This is a genomic window from Bibersteinia trehalosi (assembly GCF_004346205.1).
Lineage (GTDB): Bacteria > Pseudomonadota > Gammaproteobacteria > Enterobacterales > Pasteurellaceae > Bibersteinia > Bibersteinia trehalosi.
Genome location: NZ_SMAM01000001.1, coordinates 104,080 through 125,238 on the forward strand (window position 1 = coordinate 104,080; position 21,159 = coordinate 125,238).

Consider the following 21,159-nt stretch of genomic DNA (forward strand, 5'->3'; position numbering starts at 1 on the left):
CTTCAGCGAACAGAATTCTGTTCGCTTTTTTGTATCTTGCAGGAGATGACGATGAAGAAATTATTCCTTTCTCTGTTTGGCCTTTTGTGTTCTACCTCACTAGTTGCTCACCCGCATTCTTTTCTTGACATGCAGAATAAGGTTTTGATTAATCAAGATAAATTAGAAGGTTTTGAATTGACATGGTGGCTAGATGAAATTACCTCTGCTGAATTGATTTATGAGATTAAATCGGCGGCAAATCAGGCAGAAGCAATACAGAAAATCACGCGTGAAATGGATATTTCTGCAGTTGAAAATCACTATTTCAGTGAGCTCTATAATGCAGAAAATCAGCCGATTAAATTCAAGGCAAAGCCACAAAAGTCTTCAATGGAAATCAAAGATAACCGCATTGTTTACCGTTTCACGTTGGCATTATCTGAACCCCCAATGGTGAAAGGGCAATCTTTCCGTTTTTATACTTTTGAACCGAGTTATTACCTTTCCATGGCCTATGAAAGTGCAAAAGACGTAACCGCAAGCGAGCAACATCTATGTAAAGTAAGCATGGAAGAGCCAAAAGTTAATCAAGATCTGCGTTTATATGCTTCGCAGTTAGATAAAGAGGATATGCCAGATTTGCCATCAGAGAGTTTATCGTTGGGAGCGCAATTTGCTCAAAAAGTGAGTATTGTATGCAAATGAAGATAAAGCAACAATTAGGGGGCGTTGTCTTATTTGCCATAATTGGCACTATTTGGTATTTCTATCCGGTAATTTTATTTAAGGTGACAGAATGGCAACGTTTATTTAACTCCGAGCTTTCCTCCTCATTAAAAAGTTTGCAGGCAAATAGTACTCAGGCAGGTTTTAGCCTGATTGTTGTGAGCTTTCTTTATGGCGTGTTCCATGCCGTTGGACCAGGGCACGGTAAATTTATTTTAACGGGCTACCTCTCTTTTGAACAAACTAAGCTCCCACAAGCAATTAAAATTACCTTGTTATCAGCGTTAGCACAAGGCATAGTTGCGATTTCATTAGTGACAGTTGTGGTGGTGCTATTTACGCTGTCGCGTCAATATTTTAACCTCACTTTAAAATGGATAGAACGTGGTAGCTTTTTGCTGATGATCGCTTTTGGAGGATACTGGCTTTATCAAGTTGGGCGAAAACTGCTTAAAGATAAACGCAACAAGCGCTTAAAAATTACGAAAATTTTGCAAATTTCTGGGCAGAATCGCCCGCTTGCTACTCAAGTTTTGGGTTGTTGTCATCAGGATGCCGCACATTGTAGTTGTGGGCATCGCCATTTGCCTTCTCACACTGAAATTGAACAAGCGAGAGATTGGAAATCGTTATTCATACTAATTTTGAGTATTGGCTTGCGCCCTTGTTCTGGCGCAATTTTGGTGCTATTTCTGGCATATACACTTGATCTTTACGCTTGGGGAGTATTATCGGCATTAGCGATGGCGCTAGGGACAGGCCTCACACTAAGCTTATTTGCTTGCTTAGTTTTATTTGCACGAAATCGTGCGATCCAAGCTGGGAAGTGGTATTTGTCGTTTGCAGAAAGTGAGTATCTTGCTTTAGGGCTAAAACTATTGGCAGCTCTGATCTTGATTTTGTTAGGTGTCGTATTATTCCATAGCAGTTTATTAGATAGCAGTAGCAGTATATTATTCAAGCGCTAAGATGGGCTGCTTATAATATAGCTTTAAAAGGATATTTGGGGCAAAAATGTTTGAAAGAGAGTGTTGTCAGACTTTTATACACGAATCGCCCAATTATTTTTTTTTATAAAGACAATTAAAAAACTTCTCAAATGTTAAAAAATCATTACAATGGCAGCTTTCGTTTAATTTTTAATAAGGATTTTTATGGAGAGTATTGTTACATTCTTTGAAAGCATCCTCACTTGGGTTGTAAACACCCTAGATGGTCCACTTTGGGATATTACCGTTATTACGCTTTTAGGCGTAGGCTTATTTTTTACGGTGACTACGGGCTTAGTGCAACTGCGTTTGCTTCCACGTAGTTTGCGTGAAATGTGGTCTGGCCGCTCTTCGGATGGTAGCGCATTGACGCCTTTCCAAGCCTTTGCAACGGGACTTGCCAGTCGTGTTGGGGTTGGTAATATCGGTGGAGTTGCCACAGCAATCGCGCTTGGTGGGCCGGGTGCCGTCTTCTGGATGTGGATTACTGCATTAATTGGAATGAGCAGTGCTTTTGCTGAATCTTCTCTTGCCCAAGCATTTAAAATTCGAGATCCCGATGGTATGTTCCGTGGTGGTCCAGCTTACTATATTACTAAAGGTTTGAAAGCGCACTGGTTAGCTGTGGCATTTGCGACTACACTTATTTTTACTTTTGGCTTTGCATTCAATGCTGTGCAGGCAAATTCTATTGTTGAAGCATCAAGCAATGCTTGGGGATGGAATGCGAATTATGTTGGTATCGTACTCGTTGCTTTAACCGCATTAATTATTTTTGGTGGGGTAAAACGTATCGGCCAAGTTGCTTCAAAAATTGTACCAACGATGGCGTCTTTCTACCTTATTATTGCAGTAATAATTTTAGGGATGAACATTGGTCGAGTGCCTGAAATTTTAAGCTTAATTGTACGCGATGCATTTGATTTCTCAGCGATGGCTGGCGGTATGTTTGGGGCAATTTTCTCTAAAGCAATGCTACTTGGTGTTAAACGAGGCTTATTTTCAAATGAAGCCGGTATGGGGTCGGCACCAAACTCTGCGGCAGCCTCGGATGCAAAACACCCAGCAAGCCAAGGTTTAATCCAAATGCTTGGGGTATTTGTAGATACTATCGTAGTCTGTACTTGTACTGCGATTATTATTTTAATGTCAAATGATTACGGTGGTGAAAGTTTACGTGGTGTATCATTAACGCAAAAAGCATTAGAATTCCACTTAGGTGAGTTTGGCTTACATTTCTTAGCGTTTGTATTATTACTTTTCTGCTATAGTTCTATTATCGGTAACTATGCTTATGCAGAGACCAATATCCGCTATATCCGCAATAAACCAGGTTTTGTGTTAGCATTCCGATTAGTTGTACTTTTCTTTGTATATTTCGGTGCTGTGCGTAGTGGCGGTATTGTGTGGGATTTTGCGGATACAGTAATGGCATCGATGGCGATGATTAATTTGGTGGCAATTATTATTCTTGCGCCAATTGTTTGGGTCATCTTAAAAGATTATATGAAACAAGTTCGAGCTGGTGTTGAACAGCCTGTATTTGATGTGACGGTACATCCAGAGTTAATCAAACGTGGTGTTGATCCTGAAATATGGAAAAGTAGAGATTAAGCACTAACGGATAAATAGCGAGTAAGCGGTCTGTTTTCTTGAATTTTTTGCAAAATTCTACGGAAAACAGACCGCTTTCTTTTTCTTTTTGGCTCAATTTCAGGTAAAATCCGCCGATTATTTTTTCTTACAACGACAACGACTGAAACAGGACAATTTCTGCCCGATGAACATGAAGAACATTCGTAACTTTTCGATTATTGCCCACATTGACCACGGCAAATCCACCCTTTCTGACCGTTTAATTCAAACCTGTGGCGGTTTATCCGACCGTGAAATGCAAGAGCAGGTACTTGATTCAATGGATTTGGAAAAAGAGCGTGGGATTACGATCAAAGCGCAAAGTGTAACACTTAACTATAAAGCCAAAGATGGTGAAACCTATCAACTTAATTTCATTGACACACCGGGACACGTGGACTTCTCTTACGAAGTTTCCCGTTCTTTGGCAGCTTGTGAAGGAGCATTATTGGTAGTGGACGCAGGGCAAGGCGTAGAAGCTCAAACACTCGCCAACTGCTATACCGCTATTGAGATGGATTTAGAGGTTGTGCCAATTTTAAACAAAATTGACTTGCCAGCGGCAGAGCCTGAGCGTGTCGCCGAAGAGATTGAAGATATTGTTGGGATTGATGCGATTGATGCGGTGCGTTGTTCAGCAAAAACAGGCGTAGGGATTGAAGATGTATTAGAAGACATTGTGCATAAAATTCCTGCACCAGAAGGCTCTCCTGATGCACCGTTGCAAGCATTGATTATTGACTCGTGGTTTGATAACTACTTAGGCGTGGTATCGTTGGTGCGTGTGAAAAATGGTGTGATCAAAAAAGGCGATAAGATCAAAGTGATGTCCACAGGACAGTCTTATAACGTAGATCGTCTTGGTATTTTCACGCCGAAACAAGTGGATACCACTGAACTGAAAACAGGCGAAGTAGGTTGGGTGGTTTGTGCGATTAAAGATATTTTAGGTGCACCAGTGGGCGATACCTTAACCCATCACCACAATTCAGCGACTGAAGTGTTACCGGGTTTTAAAAAGGTTAAACCACAGGTTTACGCAGGATTATTCCCAATTTCATCGGACGATTACGAAGCCTTCCGTGATGCCTTAGGTAAATTGAGCCTAAATGATGCCTCACTTTTCTATGAGCCAGAAAACTCAACCGCACTCGGCTTTGGTTTCCGTTGTGGCTTCTTAGGTTTGTTGCACATGGAAATTATCCAAGAGCGTTTAGAGCGTGAATACGACTTGGATTTAATTACCACCGCTCCAACCGTAATTTACGAAGTGGTGCAAACTAATGGCGAGATCGTTTATGTGGATAGCCCGTCAAAATTACCGCCAATCAGTAACATTGCGGAAATTCGTGAGCCGATTGCAGAATGTAATATGCTGGTGCCACAAGAATATCTCGGCAATGTGATTACCCTTTGTGTGGAAAAACGTGGGGTGCAAACCAATATGGTGTATCACGGCAATCAAGTGGCTTTAACCTACGAAATCCCAATGGGTGAAGTTGTATTAGACTTCTTTGACCGTTTGAAATCCACCTCTCGTGGTTATGCGTCTTTGGATTATGGTTTTAAACGTTTCCAAGCAGATGATATGGTGCGTGTGGATATTATGATTAACGGTGATCGTGTAGATGCCCTTGCGTTAATTGTACACCGCGCGAATGCGATGTATCGTGGTCGTGAATTAGTGGAAAAAATGAAAGAGTTAATTCCACGCCAACAATTTGACATCGCAATCCAAGCGGCAATCGGCAACCAAATCATTGCCCGTTCAACCGTAAAACAACTTCGCAAAAACGTGTTAGCGAAATGTTATGGTGGGGACGTAAGCCGTAAGAAAAAACTGTTACAGAAACAGAAAGAAGGTAAAAAACGAATGAAATCGCTCGGTAACGTGGAAGTACCACAAGAAGCATTCTTAGCGATTTTGCACGTTGGGAAAGACTAATGCAAGCGGTCAAAATAATTGAATTTTTTGCAAATTTTTCGTTCAAATTAACCGCTTGTAGAGGCGAATTATATTCGCCCAAGATTTAAATACGAATAGGGCGAATGTCATTCGCCCCTACAATGATTTCAGGAGAAAAAATGGGCAATCTTTTAACCATTATTTTTATTGCAGGGCTTTATGGTATTTGGAAAGTATTAGATGACATGCAGTTACCAAATACGATTTCGATTATTCTAGTTGGTTTAGTCGTTATTTGTGGTAGTTTCTGGGCATTCTATAAATTTAGTGCAGATCCGCGCCGTAAAGCTAAAATTGTCCGAGAGGAGAAAAAATTAGGCAGAGCGTTAAACGATGAAGAAATTGCTCAAATTCAACCTCGTTCAGCCCTCGGCGAATTTTTTGCTTCACTTTTTGGTGTGTTATTTATTATCACGATTATTCGCTCTTTTATTTTTGAGCCATTTCAAATCCCAAGCGGTTCAATGGAGCCAACTTTGCGTGTGGGCGATTTTTTAGTGGTGGAAAAATATGCGTATGGGATTAAAGATCCGATTTTTCAAAATACCATTATTCCGATAGGCAAACCGCAACGCGGTGATGTGGCAGTATTTAAAGCACCAAAACAACCACATATTGATTACATTAAAAGAGTTGTAGGTGTAAGTGGCGATAAGGTGAAATATGATTTCCGTAGCCAAGAATTGACAGTGACACGAGGTGATACGGGCGAAGTGCTTACTTTCCAGTATAGTGAAGGTAAAGCAAATCCTGAGTTTTTCTATCATGGCGATATGCAAATAGAGCGTACTGAACAAGGCAGCGTAACGCATCAGATTTTAAATAATCCACAGGCATTCAATTATGCGCCTTATTTCTTTAAACAAGAAGGGCAGAACGCAGGTGAATGGGTGGTACCTGAAGGGCATTACTTTATGATGGGAGATAACCGTGATAATAGTGAAGATAGCCGTTTCTGGGGCTTTGTTCCTGAGAAAAATATGGTCGGTAAAGCCACTTTTATTTGGTTAAGCTTAGATAAAAAAGCCAATGAATTCCCAACGGGATTACGCTTTAATAGAATGTTTACCACGATTAAATAATAAATACAGGGGCGGATAATTATTCGCCCCAATCCTTAAATAACACTTATGCAATTAGAACGATTACAGAAAAAAATTGGCTATCAATTCGCCAATGTGGATTACCTAAAACAAGCCTTAACTCACCGTAGTGCCGCTGCGAAAAATAATGAGCGTTTAGAGTTCCTAGGCGATTCCATTTTGAATTTTACGATCGGTAAAGCCTTATTTGAAAAATTTCCTAAATCGAATGAGGGGGAATTAAGCCGGATGCGAGCTGCATTAGTGAAGGAGCAGACGCTTGCCATCATTGCTCGTCAATTTGATTTGGGCGAGTATCTCAAATTAGGTGCAGGTGAAATGAAAAGCGGAGGACACCGCCGAGAATCGATTCTTTCTGACTGCGTTGAAGCGATCATTGCGGCGATTTTCCTTGATAGTGGCATGGATAAAGCGATGGAGCGAACCATTGAATGGTATAAGGCTCTGCTGGCTCAAATGCAACCCGGCGAAGCGCAAAAAGATCCTAAAACTCGTCTGCAAGAGTTTTTACAGAGCAGAAAAATGCCACTCCCAGAATATGAAGTGATTGATATTAAAGGCGAGGCGCACAATCAAACGTTTAAAGTCAGCTGTAAAGTGCAGAATTTAGATGAGATATTTGTGGGCGTTGGGACAAGCCGCCGTAAAGCAGAACAGAATGCGGCAGAGCAGGTGATAGGGAAGTTAGGGGTAAAATAGGTTTTAACGCTAAAATTAAGATCTCACTCCGATATTACCTTGTTACTTTTCTTTGCTTCGCCACAAACGCTTTGCGTTTGAACATCGGCTTTGCCGATGGCACGAAGTGCGAGCGTAGCGAGTAAAGAAAAGTAACCAAAAGAAAGGCGACCCGAGCAAAATTGCTTATCCGCCCTTTGTTGCGATTTTCTTAACGGAAAATTTGTAAACTCGCCAACTACGTTGGCTCAAACAATAAAACCCCCGATATAGATTTTTACACCAAACCGAATTAAAAAAGAGAACAACAATGACAACCAAAACCTACTGTGGCTTTATCGCCATTGTCGGCAGACCAAATGTCGGCAAATCAACCCTGCTCAATAAAATTTTAGGGCAGAAAATTTCCATCACTTCCCGTAAGGCACAAACTACTCGCCACCGTATTTTAGGAATTAAAACCGAAGGAGCATACCAAGAAATTTATGTGGATACTCCAGGACTACACATTGAAGAAAAACGTGCAATTAACCGTTTGATGAACCGAGCTGCGAGTAGTGCGATTGGCGATGTGGATATGGTGATTTTTGTAGTGGAAGGCACAAAATGGACAGATGATGATGAAATGGTGCTAAACAAACTTCGTTCTACTAAAGCCCCTGTCGTGTTGGCGATTAATAAAGTGGACAATATCAAAGAAAAAGAAGAATTGTTGCCACACATCACTGAGCTTAGCCAAAAATTCCCATTCAAGGATATTGTGCCGATTTCAGCTCAAAAAGGGAATAATGTGCAGATCTTGGAAAAGTTAGTGCGTGAAAATTTACGTGAAGGTATCCACCACTATCCTGAAGAATACGTTACCGATCGTTCACAACGTTTTATGGCATCGGAAATTATCCGTGAAAAACTGATGCGTTTTATGGGCGATGAACTGCCATATTCAGTAACGGTTGAAATTGAGCAATTCAAAGTGAATGAACGTGGCACTTATGAAATCAATGGTTTGATTTTAGTAGAACGTGACGGGCAGAAAAAAATGGTGATTGGTAATAAAGGACAGAAGATCAAAACCATTGGTACTGAAGCCCGTGCGGATATGGAACGTCTATTTGATAACAAAGTACATTTAGAGCTTTGGGTTAAAGTCAAAGCGGGATGGGCTGATGATGAACGAGCGTTAAGAAGCTTGGGTTATATTGATGAATAGTGATAATAAACTTGTAAGTTAGCTTACAAGTTTATTTTTCTAGGAATACATATGCATGAACAGTGGCAGCGAGGTTTCGTATTACATCGCCGAGAGTATAGCGAAACTAGCTTATTGGTAGATTTTTTTACTGAAGAGCACGGGCGGATAACGTTGTTAGCCAAAGGGGCTAGACGAGCACGTTCGCCATTAAAAGCGGTATTACAGCCCTTCACGCCTTTGCTATTACGCTGGACAGGTAAAGGGGAATTGAAGATCCTTACCAAGGCAGAATCTGCTTCCTTGGCATTGCCGATGAATACACATGCACTATATAGTGGTTTCTATGTAAATGAGCTTTTATCTCGTATTCTTGAAAACCATACAGCATATCCAGAACTTTTCCAAGACTATTTCAAATGTATGCTTGATCTAGCAAGTCATGCAGATAGCCTTGAGCCTACCTTAAGAACCTTCGAATTTAAGCTGCTACAAGCGGTTGGTTATGGCTTAAATTTTACAAATTGTGCTGCAACGGGCGAACCCATTTCGCCAACAATGACTTATCAATTCTACGAAAATGAAGGTTTTATCGCTTCGCTTTTACAGAATAATCACACCTTTTTAGGGAAAGAATTATTGGCATTTTCTGAACTGGATTTTTCTCAAAAAGAGACGCAGCAAGCTGCTAAGCGCTTTACACGGATTGCGCTGAAACGCTTTTTAGGTAATACACCTTTAAAGAGTCGTGAGCTCTTTCAATCTATTTTGCCAAATAAAGTAAAAGCAACTTAGGCGTTTCTCTGTGCTAATTAGTTTGAATCCTCAACGCTCCCTAGACCTTTACGAATCATGGCTTCAAAAAATGGGTAATCCACTAAGAACGCATCATGTCCGAAATCGGAATGGAATTCATAGTAATCGACAACTACACCTGCTTTTTCTAAGCGTTGGCAGCTTTTTTGTACATCAATCTGTTTAAAAAGCTGATCACTGGTTACTCCGACTAAAGTATAGTGGGCTTTAATTCGAGAAAGTGCTTCTTGTTCACTCGAAAAACCTAAGGCAGGATCGTATAAATCTAAGGCTCTTAATAAGCGTAGGTAGGAGTTAGCATCAAAGCGATCTAAAAATTTTACACCTTGGTAGCTTAAATAGGATTCCACTTGGAAGTGATCACCCCAGATTAAACCATGCTGTTTTGTCTCTCGACCAAAAGCTCGGGCTAATTGAACATTGGTTCGATAGGTGAGCATACCGAGCATGCGGGCAAGTTTTAAACCATCGCTAGGTGGTGTGCCATCATAATAATCACCGTGGTTAAAATTGGGATCATTAATGACAGCCTGACGCATCACATGGTTAAACCCAATAGCTTCTGCACTGAGGGTGAGAGAAGAGCAGAGGTTGATAATATTATCGACAAATTCCGGATAACTGATGCCCCATTGTGTTGCTTGCATTCCGCCAAATGATCCCCCGGCAACTGCGTGGAGATGAGGAATACCAAGTTTGTCCATTAACGCTTTTTGTACCGCAACAATATCTTGTACTGTAATAATTGGGAATAGACTCCCATAAGCTTTGCCTGTTTGTGGATTAATAGAAGAGGGCCCTGTAGTACCTTTACAACCACCTAGTACATTTGAACAAATAAAAAAGTATTTATTGGTGTCGAATGCCAAACCTGCGCCAATAAAATCCTGCCACCAACCTTTATCCGCAGGTGGTGCATAATAGGGTTCGGCATCACCTGTTAATGCATGGCAGAGTAGTACAACATTACTTTTATCCTGATTAAGTGTTCCGTAAGTCTGATAGGCTACTTGAATAGGTGAAAGCTCGCCGCCTAAAGCTAATTTCAACGGGGTGTCTTGAAAAAGTGTCAGGGATTGTGCCATTGCCGTTCCTGTGTTTGCAAAATTTTCTGCGAAAATAACCGCTTGTTAAAATAATGCGGAGTAACTTAGCGGTGATGGCGTAGCTTGTCAAGGAATTTTAGAAGTCTAAACGTCTAGAATGATAAACGGCTAAAATTTCTTTACTTGCAATTTTACTTAGCTTAGTTATGCTTATCCAGTTTTCTATATCTATGATTTATTTATGCACTCGAAATACATATCACAATGCCATCCTAGGCAGCAATCTTGTTCTAGCCTTGTCAGCTTTGTGCTCAAAGCAACAGGGCTATTACTTGTCTTAATGTTGCTCATCTTGATTGTGATTGATGTGGGAACAAGTTATTTAGTGCGAGATAGGGTATATAAGAAATTAACAGATTTACCTTACCGTGAGCATACTGTAGTGCTCGGGACGGCGAAATTTTATCTTAGCGGTTCGCCCAATCTTTATTATAAATATCGCTTACAAGCGGCAAAATACTTATATGAAGCACAAAAAAGTCATTATTTGTTAGTGAGTGGCGATAATAAGACACCATATTATAATGAGCCTAGAATGATGACACAGGATTTAGTCAAAATGGGGATTCCGCAAGCAGATATTAAGCAAGATTATGCGGGGTATAACACGTTAGATTCTGTCGTTCGTGCTGCTAAAGTGTTTGAGCTAGAACCTTTTACAATTATTTCGCAACAATTCCACTGTGAACGAGCATTATTTATTGCCAAAGTAAAGGGCATTGATGCTATTTGTTATGCTGCCGAATATCCTTCAGAACATTATAAAGTTCGTATCCGTGAATTTTTTGCGCGGGCAGGGATGGCGCTTTATTTATTGTTCGGTGTTGAGCCAACAAGCTTAGAACCCTCTAAGATCAATGCATTGCCGTCGAAAAAGTCGGCGGAAAGTTAGAATTTTCGTAATCACAGCATAATTTGTGCTATGATCGCATGCTGTTTTTAGCTTACAAATTAGGGATATCCCCTAGTATGAATAGACGTTTAAATTTACTTTTAATTTTGATTACCTTGGGGCTAGCGAGTTGGGCTTACTATCTTTATCAAGAAAATGAGCAAGCAGGGCTATCTCAGTTAATTAAAAAAGATGGCGAACCTGAATATACTGGTAACCGAATGGAAACCATGGTTTATGATGATAAAGGTTTACCACAGTACTTTGCATCCGCAGATGAAATCAAACGTTATGAAAGTAACGAACGCACGGAGTTTTTAAAACCGTTATTGGAGCTTTTTGGTAAAGAGACTCACTTAAAACAGTGGAAGGTTAGCGCAGATAGTGCTGAAATTACCAAAGAAAAAATGCTGTTTTTGCGTGGCAATGTAAAAATAGAGAGCTTAGATAAAAGTTCGCGTTTACAACAAATAGAGACTGATGCCGTAACGGTTGATTTAACGACTCAAGATATTTTTTCAGAAAGTGTGGTTAAATCAACAGGATTGGGCTTTAGCTCAACTGGGAAAGGTCTGACAGGTAACCTAAAAAAGCAGGCTGCAACTTTACTTCAAGATGTTAAAACCTATATTGAACCAACGGTTATTCCAAATAACAGTGGGCGAACTGAACATAAAAATTAAGGTAGATGAAAGTATGAAATTAATGAAATCTGTACTCTTTTGCTCATTACTAGGCATGAGTAGCGCTACATTGGCGTTGAAAGGGGATACTGATCAGCCAATTAATATTGAGTCTGGTAGTCAATCGCTTGATATGGAAAGCAATGTCGTTATTTTTAGTGATAATGTTGTGATCACACAAGGTTCAATTAAAGTGAATGCTGCCAAAGTAACCATCACACGCCAAGAGGGCAAAAAAGAAGTCATTGATGCTTCAGGTTCTCCGGTAACATTCCAACAAACCTTGGATAATGGTAAGCCGGTACGTGGGAAAGGTAACAAAGTGCATTATGATTTAGCGACGGAATTTTTAGTGCTGAGTGGTAATGCTGAGCTAAGACAAGAAAGCAGTGCCATTCGAGCTGAAAAAATCACTTATGACGTGAAAAAACAGCAATTAAAAGCAAGTAGTAGTGGAAAAACACGCGTGAAAACAGTGTTATATCCAACACAATTACAGAATAGTAAAACAAGTAAGAAAAAATAGGTAGAAAGTATGCCAACGCTTTATGCAGAACATTTGGCGAAAAGTTATAGCGGTCGTCAAGTGGTTAAAGATGTCAGTTTTAATGTCAAAGCGGGGGAAATTGTCGGTTTGCTTGGTCCGAATGGGGCAGGGAAGACAACTTCTTTCTATATGGTTGTTGGGCTTGTACGTCATGATCACGGAACAATTCGTATTGATGAGCAAGATATTAGTGTCCTGCCAATGCATGATCGCGCTAAGCAAGGTATTGGCTATTTACCGCAAGAAGCCTCTATTTTTCGTCGTTTGAGTGTGTATGACAACTTAATGGCGGTGCTACAAATCCGTAAGGATCTGAATGAGCAGCAACGTAAGGCACGGGCAGACGAGCTGATTAGCGAATTTCATATTGAGCATATTCGTAATAGCTTGGGGCAATCTCTTTCTGGCGGTGAGCGTCGTCGCGTTGAGATCGCACGAGCACTAGCGGCCAATCCTCAGTTTATCCTGCTTGATGAGCCTTTTGCAGGGGTTGATCCTATTTCTGTGATCGATATTAAAAAGATTATTGTGAACCTAAAAGAGCGAGGCTTAGGGGTTTTGATTACCGATCACAATGTGCGTGAAACCCTAGATGTGTGTGAGCGCGCCTATATTGTTGGTAGTGGGCAGATGATAGCGAGTGGTACGCCACAGCAGGTACTAGATAATGCTGATGTAAAACGCGTTTATTTAGGCGATCAGTTTAAACTTTAAGAACAAGCGGTTATTTTTTGCAATTTTTTTGCAAAAGCACTGCTTCTAATACAAATGAAATTAACGGAATTTTTAACGCCGGAAAATATTCGGCTTGGCGTGGCTGTTTCCAGCAAAAAACGTGCGTTAGAGCTAGTGGGTGAAGTAGTTGCGGATTATCTTAATCAGCAACAAGATAGTGAAACAGGGCAAAATCTATGCCCAGTGGCTTGCTTTACGAACCTATTTAAACGGGAAAAGCTCGGTTCAACAGGGATCAATCAAGGGGTTGCTTTACCGCATGCAAAACTACCAGAAAATAGCTGTGCGAGCTTGCCAAAACCTGTGGCAGTTTTTTTGAAACTTGAAGAACCGATAGAGTTTGAGGCAAGTGATAATAAACATGTTGATTTAATTTATGCGTTACTCTTTCCTGAAGATTGTTGTGGCGAATATAAAAATAAATTGCCAGAAATTGCGCAATTGCTCGGTGATAAAGCATTGCTCAAACAGCTACGGGCGGCTGAAAGCGCGGACGATATTTGGCAAATTTTAGATCGTAGTGAAATTCAACAGAATGAGAGTGAAAACTGATGGAACTCATTATTATTAGCGGCCGTTCAGGATCTGGAAAATCAGTTGCCTTACGAGCATTAGAAGATGTGGGATATTATTGTGTGGATAATATCCCTTTGCCGTTAATACCACAGCTTACCGAATATGCAATGAAAACGGATAAATCGGTAGTGGTTAGCTTAGATATTCGTAATTTTCCAGAAAATGCACGAGAGTTTGAGTCTATTTTACATAGCTTACCTCAGTGTATTTCAACGAAAATTATCTTCTTAGAATGTGAGCGAAACAGCTTAATTCGTCGCTATAGCGATTCTCGTCGCTTACACCCTCTCTCTAGTCAAGATTTATCTTTAGAAAGCGCGATTGATTTAGAAACTCGTTTGCTTGAACTATTAGTGCAACAAGCAAATTATATTATTGATACCACACATCTTTCTTCTCACTCTCTGGCAGAACAACTGCGTGAATTATTACGAGGTTCTTCAGAAAAAGTGCTCCAAATTATTGTGGAATCTTTTGGCTTTAAATATGGTGTTCCGGCAGATGCGGATTATGTATTTGATGTGCGTTTCTTACCTAATCCACATTGGAATGTTGAATTACGTCCAATGACAGGGCTTGATCAACCTGTTATCGCATTTCTTGAGCAACATGCTGAGGTGCATAATTTTATTTACCACACTCGCAGTTATTTAGAAATGTGGTTGCCTGCTTTAGAGAAAAATAATCGTAGTTATTTGACGATTGCAATTGGTTGTACTGGTGGCAAACATCGTTCGGTTTTTATTGCAGAGCAAATAGCCAAATACTTTGCTAGTCGCGATAAAAAAGTACAGGTGCGTCATCGCAGTTTAGAGAAACATCATAATAAGAAAAGTTAAAATGAAAACAGCAGATATTGTGATTGTTGGTGGCGGAATGGTCGGGCTTGCCGTTGCAGGTTTGCTGGCTAAAACAGATTGCCAAATTAAGATTATTGAACAGCATGTACCGCAGGTTTATGAGGCAGAAATCAGTAACCGTGTGAGCGCCATTAATCGTGCCAGCCAACAAATGTTACAAGTCATAGGTGCATGGCAACTGATTCCTGAAGAGCGTTTATCGGCTTACGATAAAATGTCGGTATGGGAAAGGGACAGTTTTGCTAAAATCTGTTTTGATAATCATGATCCCGTAATTCGCCAGCTAGGGTTGGATCAGCTTGGTTTTATTATTGAGAATAATCAAATTCAAGCAGCTTTATGGCAAAAAGTGAGTCAGCAAGCCAATGTTGAGATCATTTTAACTCAACCTAAAACATTAGGGATTAGTGAAAATGGCGCTTTTCTTACTTTAGAAAATGGCGAAATGTTATCGACCAAATTAGTGATTGGCGCGGATGGTGCAACTTCTTGGGTGCGCCAGCAAGCTAAAATTCCGCTAGTCAGCCGCGATTATCAGCATTCTGCTTTGGTATGTAATGTACAAACGGCTGAAAAACACGAAAAAACAGCACGACAAATTTTTGCACCAGACAGTATTTTGGCTTTTTTACCATTACCTGATCAAAATCTCTGCTCTATTGTTTGGTCATTACCACCAAATAAAGCGAAACAGCTTGTAGAATGTGATGAAATGCAATTTAATCAAGCGTTAAGTATTGCTTTTGATAATCGTCTTGGACTTTGTTCTTTGCAAAGTTCTCGTGCAATTTATCCGCTTGTTGCGCGTTATGCGCGGGATTTTGCACGTTCTCGAGTGGCTTTAGTTGGCGATGCCGCACACACTATTCACCCATTGGCTGGTTTAGGGGTAAATTTGGGTTTTGCGGATGCAATGTTATTAGCGAAAGAAATTCAAGTGCATTTGCAGCTTAGTCATGATATCGGTGAATATCGTCATTTACGCCAATTTGAACGAATGCGAAAGGTTGAGGCAGTAAAATTACTTACCGCAATGGAAGGAATTAAACAGTTATTCAGTGGTGATAATCCATTAAAAAAATTGGTTCGAGGCATAGGTATGTCTGCAACAAATCAGAATAGTTTGTTGAAAAAATTCTTGATTGAACAAGCTATTGGTGTTTAACCGAGTGTTTTTTGCTCGTTTAAGTATAGAGGTTGAACAAATTGTCTAAATCTCTGTCTTAGGCGAAGTAATTAGCGAGCCTTATGCGATAAAATAAGGCTTATTTTTATTTATCTTCATAAAGGACTGTTCAAATGAACAAATTTACCAAAATTAGTGCAGCTGCATTATTTGCTCTTTTCTTAACCGCTTGTGATAAACCAGCTGAAAAAACTGCGGAAGCACCAAAAGCTGAAGCAGCGCAAGCTCAAGTTACTCAAGCAGTTGATCAACAAGAAGTTGCTGATTTTCAAAAAATCGTGGAATGGAATCAAGCACAAGAGGCCGCTTTAGCAGAGTCGCAAGCCGCGTTACAAGAAACTATTGCAACAGGCGACAAAGCCAAAATTGAAGAGTCATTAAAAGTATTTACCACTAAAGTAGCAGAAGTATTAAGTAGCTTAGATGCTGTAGAAGTGAAAAGTGAAGCAGTTTCTCAATTCAAAGCAAAAACGAAAGAAACTTTAACGCTATCTAATGATTTAATTACTGAATCGGTAAAAGTGATGGCAAATCCAACTGCTGAAGCACAACAGGTGATTCAAGAAAAAAGCCAAGTGTTGATTAAAGCTGGTCAAGAATTACAACAGCTTCAATTACAGTTACAACAACGTTTGATGCCAACAGCACCAGCTGCGGATGCAAAATAAGCAATAAATATAAAGCCAAGATTTTCTCTTGGCTTTATTTGTTTTATCTGCTCTTCAGCTTAATTGTGATTTTCCATCTCTTTCAATTTTATTTGGAGTTCTAAATCTTCCGTCATTAAATCATCAGAGCTACCAGCGATACTGCGGCTTTCGCTTGCCCATTCGCCTAAATCAATTAAACGACAGCGATCGCTGCAAAATGGACGGTATTTACTCTCTTCAGACCAAATTACTTCGGCTTTACAAGTCGGGCAGTTTACTTTCATTGTTATTCCTTATGTTGAGCTTTCGCTAAATAATATTGGTGCAGTGCATTCACTTGTTCTTTCAGTTTTTTAGCGTTATCCGCAATCGGCAGATTATTTTCAATAATATCATGGGCATGTTTAAGACGCTCTTCTCGGCTGACTTGTGCTTTAATGATATTTTTGATTGTTTCGATGCGGTTATTATCGCGTTGTACTGCTCGTTTTAGTTGAATATCAGGCTGAACATCGATCACTAAAATACGATCACAGTACGCAGTTAAATTATTTTCTATTAATAGTGGTACAACCCAAATTGCATAAGGGAAATGAACCTGTGCTAGCTGATGTAGCATTTCAGTACGAATGGCGGGGTGGAGCAGATTATTGAGCCATTGTTTCTCAGTTTCATTATGAAATACAATTTGTCGTAACTTTGTGCGATCGAGTTCCCCCTGCGTGGTTAGGATCTGAGAGCCAAAATGTTCGACAATTTGTGTTAAAAGAGGCGAACTTTTTTCTACGACTTCTCGCGCGACAATATCTGCATCAATAATTGGTACGCCTAATTGGGCAAAATAGTCAGCAATGGTTGATTTACCACTGCCGATACCACCTGTTAAACCTACAATGTATGTCATGGCACGTTCCGTTTTCTTATCAACAGACTCTAGAGTTTAACAATAAAGAGAAAAAATGTCGAAAGGCTGATAAATGGAATAAAGGGCAAGCGGTCGATTTTGTATTTAAATTTGCAAAAATAGGCAAGTGCAAAACCTAAACCTGCGATAGATGCGCCTAAAATGAGCGTAATCATTTGCTCAAAATTAAACAATGGTGCGATCGCAATCAATAACATGACATCGCCAAAGCCAAACATTTCTTTTTGGTAGATGAGCTGAGTAACCACAGCAAATCCAATAAAAAAGGTAGAGGTAATCAATAAATTGAGAATGTTTTCCTGTAAATTTTCAGGGGTATAAAAGAGCAAATAAATGAATGCAAGCCAAAAAATTAACCCGATATAACGGCTATCAGTGAGGGAGTAATGATAGTCAAGCAACGCAAGATAGATCAATAATAGTGTAATGATCTGTAATGGTATTGGGGCGTGGAATAAGCAGAGTGAAGCGATAGGGCAGAGCAAGAAAAATCGGTGCCCCGCTGAGTGGTGCAGTGGCTGAATTTTTGACTGCTGTAAAAATTTATCAAAGCTAAGAGTCAGTGGGTATAGCTGACTGAAATCGCTATAGATCTGGTAATTTAAATGACGATAGAACCTATGTAGCGCCCGTTGAAACCAGAATGCAGCAAGCAAACTCAAGGGAATTATCATTCAATCATTGCTCCCATATCAAAAATAGGTAGATATAAACCGATTAAAATAGTACCGACAATGAATCCTATCACGAGCATTAACAGCGGCTCTAGCATTTGTGAAAGTAAGTCAATTTGATATTCTAATTTTTGGCGATAAATTTCACTCACTTGTAATAACATCTCGGCCAGTTTCCCACTTTGTTCACCTACCTTTATCATTTGTAATACTTCATTTGGAAATAAATGGGCAGGTAAGCAGTCAGAGAGCCTATAGCCTTGCTTTAAGCGTGCTAATGTTTTAGAAAGTTCGGGGGATAAAATAGGATCGTTGCTTTTGGCTGAGATAAAACTATCAAGTACGCTGTCAAGACGTAAGTGTGCTTGCAGCATTAATCCACAGTTGTAGCAGACAAAGACTAAACGAGCCTGTAAATGGATTTGCTTAAACAGTGGTAGAATAGAAAGAATCTGAGCTTTCAAGCGGGTAAGAATTTGAGTTTTTTTACTAATAAAATACAGTAACAAGCTTAAACTTATAATGGAAATGAGTAGTGCAATAAAGTGGTGTTGTAAAAAATCTGACAAGTAGAAGAGAATCTTTGTCATTAACGGTAGCTCTCTGTTTTTAGCATCATAAAGCTCTGCGAATTTAGGAACGATAAATAATAGAAGAAGTACAGATAAGCTAATGGAAATGAACAAGATCATGATGGGATAAAATAAAATTTTTTTGAGTTTTTTATTGAGTTGTTCACTACGTTGACGATTTTGTGAGATATTGCTTAAAATCTTATTGAGCTCGCCACTTTGTTCGCCAATTTTAATGAGCTGTATTTCTTGCTGTGTAAGAAATTTCCCCGTATTTTCAAAGGATTGAGCAAGAGAGAAGCCATTTTCAAGTTGCTGAATAACAGCTCTTAGCCACAAATATATTTTGCTGTTTTGGCAGTTTTCTAACAGCATTGTTAAGCTGAGTTTTAGCGGAATAGTTGCGTTAGCCAGCAGAGCAAATTGCTGTAAAAATTGTGTAATTTCACTTGATTTTGGTTGTTGTGGTAAAACAAAATTCCGCTGAATGCGAATATGACTGAAGCCCTGCTGTTGCAAGCGTTGCTCAAGTTGTTGCGTGCTTTCAGCAAGCTGTTTACCAGATTGTTTTTGCCCAAAACGATCACGTGCTTGCCAACGAAATTCATAAACGTTAAACATGGCCAAATACCCGTTCAATTTCATGCAAGTCGGTTAGATTTTCAGCTAATTTGTGCTTTGCGCTTTCCTGTAATGTGGGATAGTCTAAGCAAGCGGTTGATTTTTCAAACTGTTCTGCAACACGAGAGAAAAGTTGAAATACGCCTATTCGTCCTTTGTAGCCTTGATAACATTCTTGGCAACCTTTGCCCTTGCATTTAGGGCAAATAAGGCGAACCAAACGTTGAGCAATCACTAATAACAGTGAATTTTTTATTTCATAGTCTTTAATACCGAGTTGATTTAGGCGTTCAATCGCTGAGGGCGCATCATTTGTATGTAAAGTAGAAAGCACTAGATGGCCTGTTTGTGCTGCTCGTAATGCAATTTCGGCGCTCTCTTCATCTCGAATTTCTCCCAGCATAATAATATCTGGATCTTGGCGGAGAAATGTACGTAATAGCCGGCTAAAATCAAGTTGAATAGCGTGGTTTACTTGTGTTTGAATTAAGCCTTCGATCTCAATTTCAATAGGATCTTCAGCAGTAAGAATATGCTTATCGCTTTGGTTTAAATAATTCAATGCACTATAGAGCGTAATACTTTTACCACTCCCAGTTGGGCCTGTTACGAGAATCATTCCTTGAGGTTGTTTTAAAGCATTGAGCAGTTTCTCTTGTTGCGCTTGGGTAAAACCGAGCGAGAGAAAATCCAAGTGAGTAGGTTTATTTTTTTGTAAGCGCAGAACCATTTTTTCACCATATTGCACAGGTAGGGTAGAAACACGAAAATCTAAGATTTCATTCAGTTCGGTAGTAAAGCTAAACTGTCCATCTTGTGGTAAACGATTTTCACTGATATCTAGTTTGGCTAATAGTTTCAGACGAGAAAGTAAACGACTTGAAAAATGGGTGGGTAAGGTTTTATAAAGTTGGAGTACACCATCAATACGCAGACGAATCATTAAATGCTGTTTATGGGGCTCAATGTGAATATCAGAAGCATTTTTCTGTAAACAGAATTTAAATAGATTATCTAGAGTGCGAATAATCGGATCATTAAAATCAAGTCCGTCAGAGAATGTTTGCTCATCGATATGTAGAGTTTGAAATTCATCAAAGTCTATTGCTACCTCATTTTCAGGGGATAACTGATTAAGTAAAAATTTCAATTCCTCGCTTTCAACTAATACAGGTTCAACCTGTTTATGCGTGAGAAAAGTAAAAATTTCACAAGCATTTAGATTATTTTCATCATCAAGCGCCAGCCAGATTTTCTGCTCATTTTCCTGCAGAGGCATAGCAAGATAACGGCGTAGTAGTTGCTTTTCATCGCAGTTTTTTTGCCATTGTCGTTCACTGATTTCAAACTGGGTTGATGAGTTGAGTGCGCAGATGGTGTATTTAGACATAGGTTTTCCTTGGTGATAACAAGGGGCGTTCCCCCTTGTTTGTATGATTCAAGTCGTGTTATTCCGAACTACAGAAATTAGCAGGGAATAAGCCTGTGTCTGCTCCAGTGCAATTGACTGACCAAGTAATATTGTTGTTAGCAAATTTAGGTGTCATGGTATAGCTATATCCATCAAGGCTGCCTTTACCTTCAACATTAATAATGCCATTAGTGACAGAGACTGATTTCAAATATTTTGTATCACTACTCTCTGTTTTCGCAGCTTGAATTCCATTTGATCCTGCGGAGCAGTTGGTAGTAGCCCCTGTGTTATAAATACAAATTTCCACATCTGATTTGTAAGAGGCAGAAGCACGTAACATTTCAGAGAGAGCCGCTTTTTGAGTATAGTTGGTATAAGATGGAATCGCGATAGTAGCGAGAATCGCAATGATCGCAATCACGATCATGAGTTCAATTAAAGTAAAGCCCTTTTGAAGTGGGCGAAAGTTAGAAATTTTCATAGCATATCCTTTTGGCTGAACGTAAAATTTACGCACTAATAGTTTGCAAAATTGGCAAAAAATTGCGAACAGTAAAAATGCTTTTTGGGATCGCCATCCCAAAAATAGAAAGAGTCCTGTTCATTTATACACTATTTTGTTAATATTTGCGAA

At 39.6% G+C, this 21,159-nt stretch carries 23 protein-coding genes; 16 read left to right on the top strand and 7 right to left on the bottom strand.

Going from position 1 to position 21,159, the window contains the following annotated elements:
- Positions 1-51: 51 nt before the first annotated feature.
- The 8 genes from EDC51_RS00570 to recO all read left to right on the top strand — a co-directional run bounded on the left by EDC51_RS00570 (position 52) and on the right by recO (position 9,063).
- Entirely contained in the window at positions 52-687 is a 636-nt protein-coding gene (locus tag EDC51_RS00570) for a DUF1007 family protein (RefSeq protein WP_131927883.1), read from the top strand.
- A complete protein-coding gene (locus tag EDC51_RS00575) occupies positions 684-1,676 on the top strand; it encodes a nickel/cobalt transporter (RefSeq protein ID WP_211334979.1) in 993 nt (330 codons plus the stop codon). The genes EDC51_RS00570 and EDC51_RS00575 overlap by 4 nt, the downstream gene beginning before the upstream one ends.
- A gap of 186 nt (positions 1,677-1,862) precedes the next feature.
- Positions 1,863-3,311 (top strand): alanine/glycine:cation symporter family protein, encoded by a 1,449-nt coding sequence (locus EDC51_RS00580; RefSeq protein ID WP_015432331.1) that lies wholly within the window; start codon positions 1,863-1,865, stop codon positions 3,309-3,311.
- Between the two features lie 172 nt (positions 3,312-3,483).
- Positions 3,484-5,277 carry a translation elongation factor 4 gene (gene lepA / locus EDC51_RS00585; protein ID WP_064318342.1) on the top strand — a complete coding sequence of 598 codons (1,794 nt, stop codon included), beginning with the start codon at positions 3,484-3,486 and terminating at the stop codon, positions 5,275-5,277.
- Between the two features lie 140 nt (positions 5,278-5,417).
- Positions 5,418-6,380, top strand: coding sequence for a signal peptidase I (gene lepB / locus EDC51_RS00590; RefSeq protein WP_131927885.1), 963 nt, complete (start codon positions 5,418-5,420; stop codon positions 6,378-6,380).
- A gap of 48 nt (positions 6,381-6,428) precedes the next feature.
- Positions 6,429-7,100 (top strand): ribonuclease III, encoded by a 672-nt coding sequence (rnc, locus tag EDC51_RS00595; RefSeq protein WP_025289228.1) that lies wholly within the window; start codon positions 6,429-6,431, stop codon positions 7,098-7,100.
- Positions 7,101-7,389: 289 nt separating this feature from the next.
- Entirely contained in the window at positions 7,390-8,289 is a 900-nt protein-coding gene (gene era / locus EDC51_RS00600) for a GTPase Era (RefSeq protein ID WP_131927886.1), read from the top strand.
- A gap of 51 nt (positions 8,290-8,340) precedes the next feature.
- Positions 8,341-9,063, top strand: a complete 723-nt coding sequence (gene recO / locus EDC51_RS00605; protein ID WP_064318030.1) for a DNA repair protein RecO — start codon at positions 8,341-8,343, stop codon at positions 9,061-9,063.
- 17 nt (positions 9,064-9,080) lie between these two features.
- Here recO and metX read toward each other — a convergent pair whose 3' ends face one another.
- A complete protein-coding gene (gene metX, locus EDC51_RS00610) occupies positions 9,081-10,205 on the bottom strand; it encodes a homoserine O-acetyltransferase MetX (protein ID WP_282957647.1) in 1,125 nt (374 codons plus the stop codon).
- A gap of 265 nt (positions 10,206-10,470) precedes the next feature.
- Here metX and EDC51_RS00615 point away from each other — a divergent pair, with 265 nt between their 5' ends.
- From EDC51_RS00615 to EDC51_RS00650, 8 genes are all read left to right on the top strand, one after another.
- Positions 10,471-11,082, top strand: a complete 612-nt coding sequence (locus EDC51_RS00615; protein WP_249038454.1) for a SanA/YdcF family protein — start codon at positions 10,471-10,473, stop codon at positions 11,080-11,082.
- A 77-nt stretch (positions 11,083-11,159) separates the two neighbouring features.
- Positions 11,160-11,765 carry an LPS export ABC transporter periplasmic protein LptC gene (gene lptC, locus EDC51_RS00620; protein ID WP_131927888.1) on the top strand — a complete coding sequence of 202 codons (606 nt, stop codon included), beginning with the start codon at positions 11,160-11,162 and terminating at the stop codon, positions 11,763-11,765.
- A gap of 13 nt (positions 11,766-11,778) precedes the next feature.
- Positions 11,779-12,291 (top strand): lipopolysaccharide transport periplasmic protein LptA, encoded by a 513-nt coding sequence (lptA, locus tag EDC51_RS00625; RefSeq protein WP_131927889.1) that lies wholly within the window; start codon positions 11,779-11,781, stop codon positions 12,289-12,291.
- Positions 12,292-12,300: 9 nt separating this feature from the next.
- Positions 12,301-13,026 (top strand): LPS export ABC transporter ATP-binding protein, encoded by a 726-nt coding sequence (lptB, locus tag EDC51_RS00630; protein WP_025289234.1) that lies wholly within the window; start codon positions 12,301-12,303, stop codon positions 13,024-13,026.
- A 54-nt stretch (positions 13,027-13,080) separates the two neighbouring features.
- Positions 13,081-13,599 (top strand): PTS sugar transporter subunit IIA, encoded by a 519-nt coding sequence (locus tag EDC51_RS00635; RefSeq protein ID WP_015432342.1) that lies wholly within the window; start codon positions 13,081-13,083, stop codon positions 13,597-13,599.
- Positions 13,599-14,462 carry an RNase adapter RapZ gene (rapZ, locus tag EDC51_RS00640; RefSeq protein WP_131927890.1) on the top strand — a complete coding sequence of 288 codons (864 nt, stop codon included), beginning with the start codon at positions 13,599-13,601 and terminating at the stop codon, positions 14,460-14,462. The genes EDC51_RS00635 and rapZ overlap by 1 nt, the downstream gene beginning before the upstream one ends.
- Position 14,463: 1 nt before the next feature.
- Positions 14,464-15,648, top strand: a complete 1,185-nt coding sequence (locus EDC51_RS00645) for an FAD-dependent monooxygenase (RefSeq protein WP_131927891.1) — start codon at positions 14,464-14,466, stop codon at positions 15,646-15,648.
- Positions 15,649-15,782: 134 nt separating this feature from the next.
- Positions 15,783-16,337 carry a hypothetical protein gene (locus EDC51_RS00650; protein WP_025267130.1) on the top strand — a complete coding sequence of 185 codons (555 nt, stop codon included), beginning with the start codon at positions 15,783-15,785 and terminating at the stop codon, positions 16,335-16,337.
- Between the two features lie 59 nt (positions 16,338-16,396).
- Here EDC51_RS00650 and yacG read toward each other — a convergent pair whose 3' ends face one another.
- Genes yacG through ppdD form a run of 6 tightly spaced genes read right to left on the bottom strand, consistent with a single transcriptional unit; the run spans position 16,397 to position 21,006 of the window.
- On the bottom strand, positions 16,397-16,603 hold the full coding sequence (gene yacG / locus EDC51_RS00655; RefSeq protein WP_131927892.1) for a DNA gyrase inhibitor YacG: 207 nt from the start codon (positions 16,601-16,603) through the stop codon (positions 16,397-16,399).
- Between the two features lie 2 nt (positions 16,604-16,605).
- Positions 16,606-17,223, bottom strand: coding sequence for a dephospho-CoA kinase (coaE, locus tag EDC51_RS00660; RefSeq protein ID WP_131927893.1), 618 nt, complete (start codon positions 17,221-17,223; stop codon positions 16,606-16,608).
- Positions 17,224-17,252: 29 nt separating this feature from the next.
- Positions 17,253-17,918 carry a prepilin peptidase gene (locus EDC51_RS00665; protein WP_131927894.1) on the bottom strand — a complete coding sequence of 222 codons (666 nt, stop codon included), beginning with the start codon at positions 17,916-17,918 and terminating at the stop codon, positions 17,253-17,255.
- Positions 17,915-19,111, bottom strand: coding sequence for a type II secretion system F family protein (locus EDC51_RS00670; protein WP_131927895.1), 1,197 nt, complete (start codon positions 19,109-19,111; stop codon positions 17,915-17,917). The genes EDC51_RS00665 and EDC51_RS00670 overlap by 4 nt, the downstream gene beginning before the upstream one ends.
- Positions 19,104-20,501 (bottom strand): GspE/PulE family protein, encoded by a 1,398-nt coding sequence (locus EDC51_RS00675; protein ID WP_131927896.1) that lies wholly within the window; start codon positions 20,499-20,501, stop codon positions 19,104-19,106. The genes EDC51_RS00670 and EDC51_RS00675 overlap by 8 nt, the downstream gene beginning before the upstream one ends.
- Before the next feature lie 58 nt (positions 20,502-20,559).
- The gene (gene ppdD, locus EDC51_RS00680; protein WP_025267127.1) at positions 20,560-21,006 is read right to left on the bottom strand and encodes a prepilin peptidase-dependent pilin; all 447 of its coding nucleotides are present in this window, start codon (positions 21,004-21,006) and stop codon (positions 20,560-20,562) included.
- Positions 21,007-21,159 lie beyond the last annotated feature (153 nt).

Bases quoted from the DNA above. Each gene is read 5' to 3' on its own strand.
- rnc (WP_025289228.1), top strand. From the start codon at position 6,429: ATGCAATTAGAACGATTACAGAAAAAAATTGGCTATCAATTCGCCAAT.
- EDC51_RS00645 (WP_131927891.1), top strand. From the start codon at position 14,464: ATGAAAACAGCAGATATTGTGATTGTTGGTGGCGGAATGGTCGGGCTT.
- era (WP_131927886.1), top strand. From the start codon at position 7,390: ATGACAACCAAAACCTACTGTGGCTTTATCGCCATTGTCGGCAGACCA.
- EDC51_RS00670 (WP_131927895.1), bottom strand. From the start codon at position 19,111: ATGTTTAACGTTTATGAATTTCGTTGGCAAGCACGTGATCGTTTTGGG.
- lepA (WP_064318342.1), top strand. From the start codon at position 3,484: ATGAAGAACATTCGTAACTTTTCGATTATTGCCCACATTGACCACGGC.
- coaE (WP_131927893.1), bottom strand. From the start codon at position 17,223: ATGACATACATTGTAGGTTTAACAGGTGGTATCGGCAGTGGTAAATCA.
- EDC51_RS00675 (WP_131927896.1), bottom strand. From the start codon at position 20,501: ATGTCTAAATACACCATCTGCGCACTCAACTCATCAACCCAGTTTGAA.
- rapZ (WP_131927890.1), top strand. From the start codon at position 13,599: ATGGAACTCATTATTATTAGCGGCCGTTCAGGATCTGGAAAATCAGTT.
- yacG (WP_131927892.1), bottom strand. From the start codon at position 16,603: ATGAAAGTAAACTGCCCGACTTGTAAAGCCGAAGTAATTTGGTCTGAA.
- lptC (WP_131927888.1), top strand. From the start codon at position 11,160: ATGAATAGACGTTTAAATTTACTTTTAATTTTGATTACCTTGGGGCTA.
- EDC51_RS00580 (WP_015432331.1), top strand. From the start codon at position 1,863: ATGGAGAGTATTGTTACATTCTTTGAAAGCATCCTCACTTGGGTTGTA.
- EDC51_RS00615 (WP_249038454.1), top strand. From the start codon at position 10,471: ATGTTGCTCATCTTGATTGTGATTGATGTGGGAACAAGTTATTTAGTG.
- EDC51_RS00635 (WP_015432342.1), top strand. From the start codon at position 13,081: ATGAAATTAACGGAATTTTTAACGCCGGAAAATATTCGGCTTGGCGTG.
- ppdD (WP_025267127.1), bottom strand. From the start codon at position 21,006: ATGAAAATTTCTAACTTTCGCCCACTTCAAAAGGGCTTTACTTTAATT.
- lptB (WP_025289234.1), top strand. From the start codon at position 12,301: ATGCCAACGCTTTATGCAGAACATTTGGCGAAAAGTTATAGCGGTCGT.
- EDC51_RS00575 (WP_211334979.1), top strand. From the start codon at position 684: ATGAAGATAAAGCAACAATTAGGGGGCGTTGTCTTATTTGCCATAATT.
- EDC51_RS00665 (WP_131927894.1), bottom strand. From the start codon at position 17,918: ATGATAATTCCCTTGAGTTTGCTTGCTGCATTCTGGTTTCAACGGGCG.
- lptA (WP_131927889.1), top strand. From the start codon at position 11,779: ATGAAATTAATGAAATCTGTACTCTTTTGCTCATTACTAGGCATGAGT.
- recO (WP_064318030.1), top strand. From the start codon at position 8,341: ATGCATGAACAGTGGCAGCGAGGTTTCGTATTACATCGCCGAGAGTAT.
- EDC51_RS00650 (WP_025267130.1), top strand. From the start codon at position 15,783: ATGAACAAATTTACCAAAATTAGTGCAGCTGCATTATTTGCTCTTTTC.
- EDC51_RS00570 (WP_131927883.1), top strand. From the start codon at position 52: ATGAAGAAATTATTCCTTTCTCTGTTTGGCCTTTTGTGTTCTACCTCA.
- lepB (WP_131927885.1), top strand. From the start codon at position 5,418: ATGGGCAATCTTTTAACCATTATTTTTATTGCAGGGCTTTATGGTATT.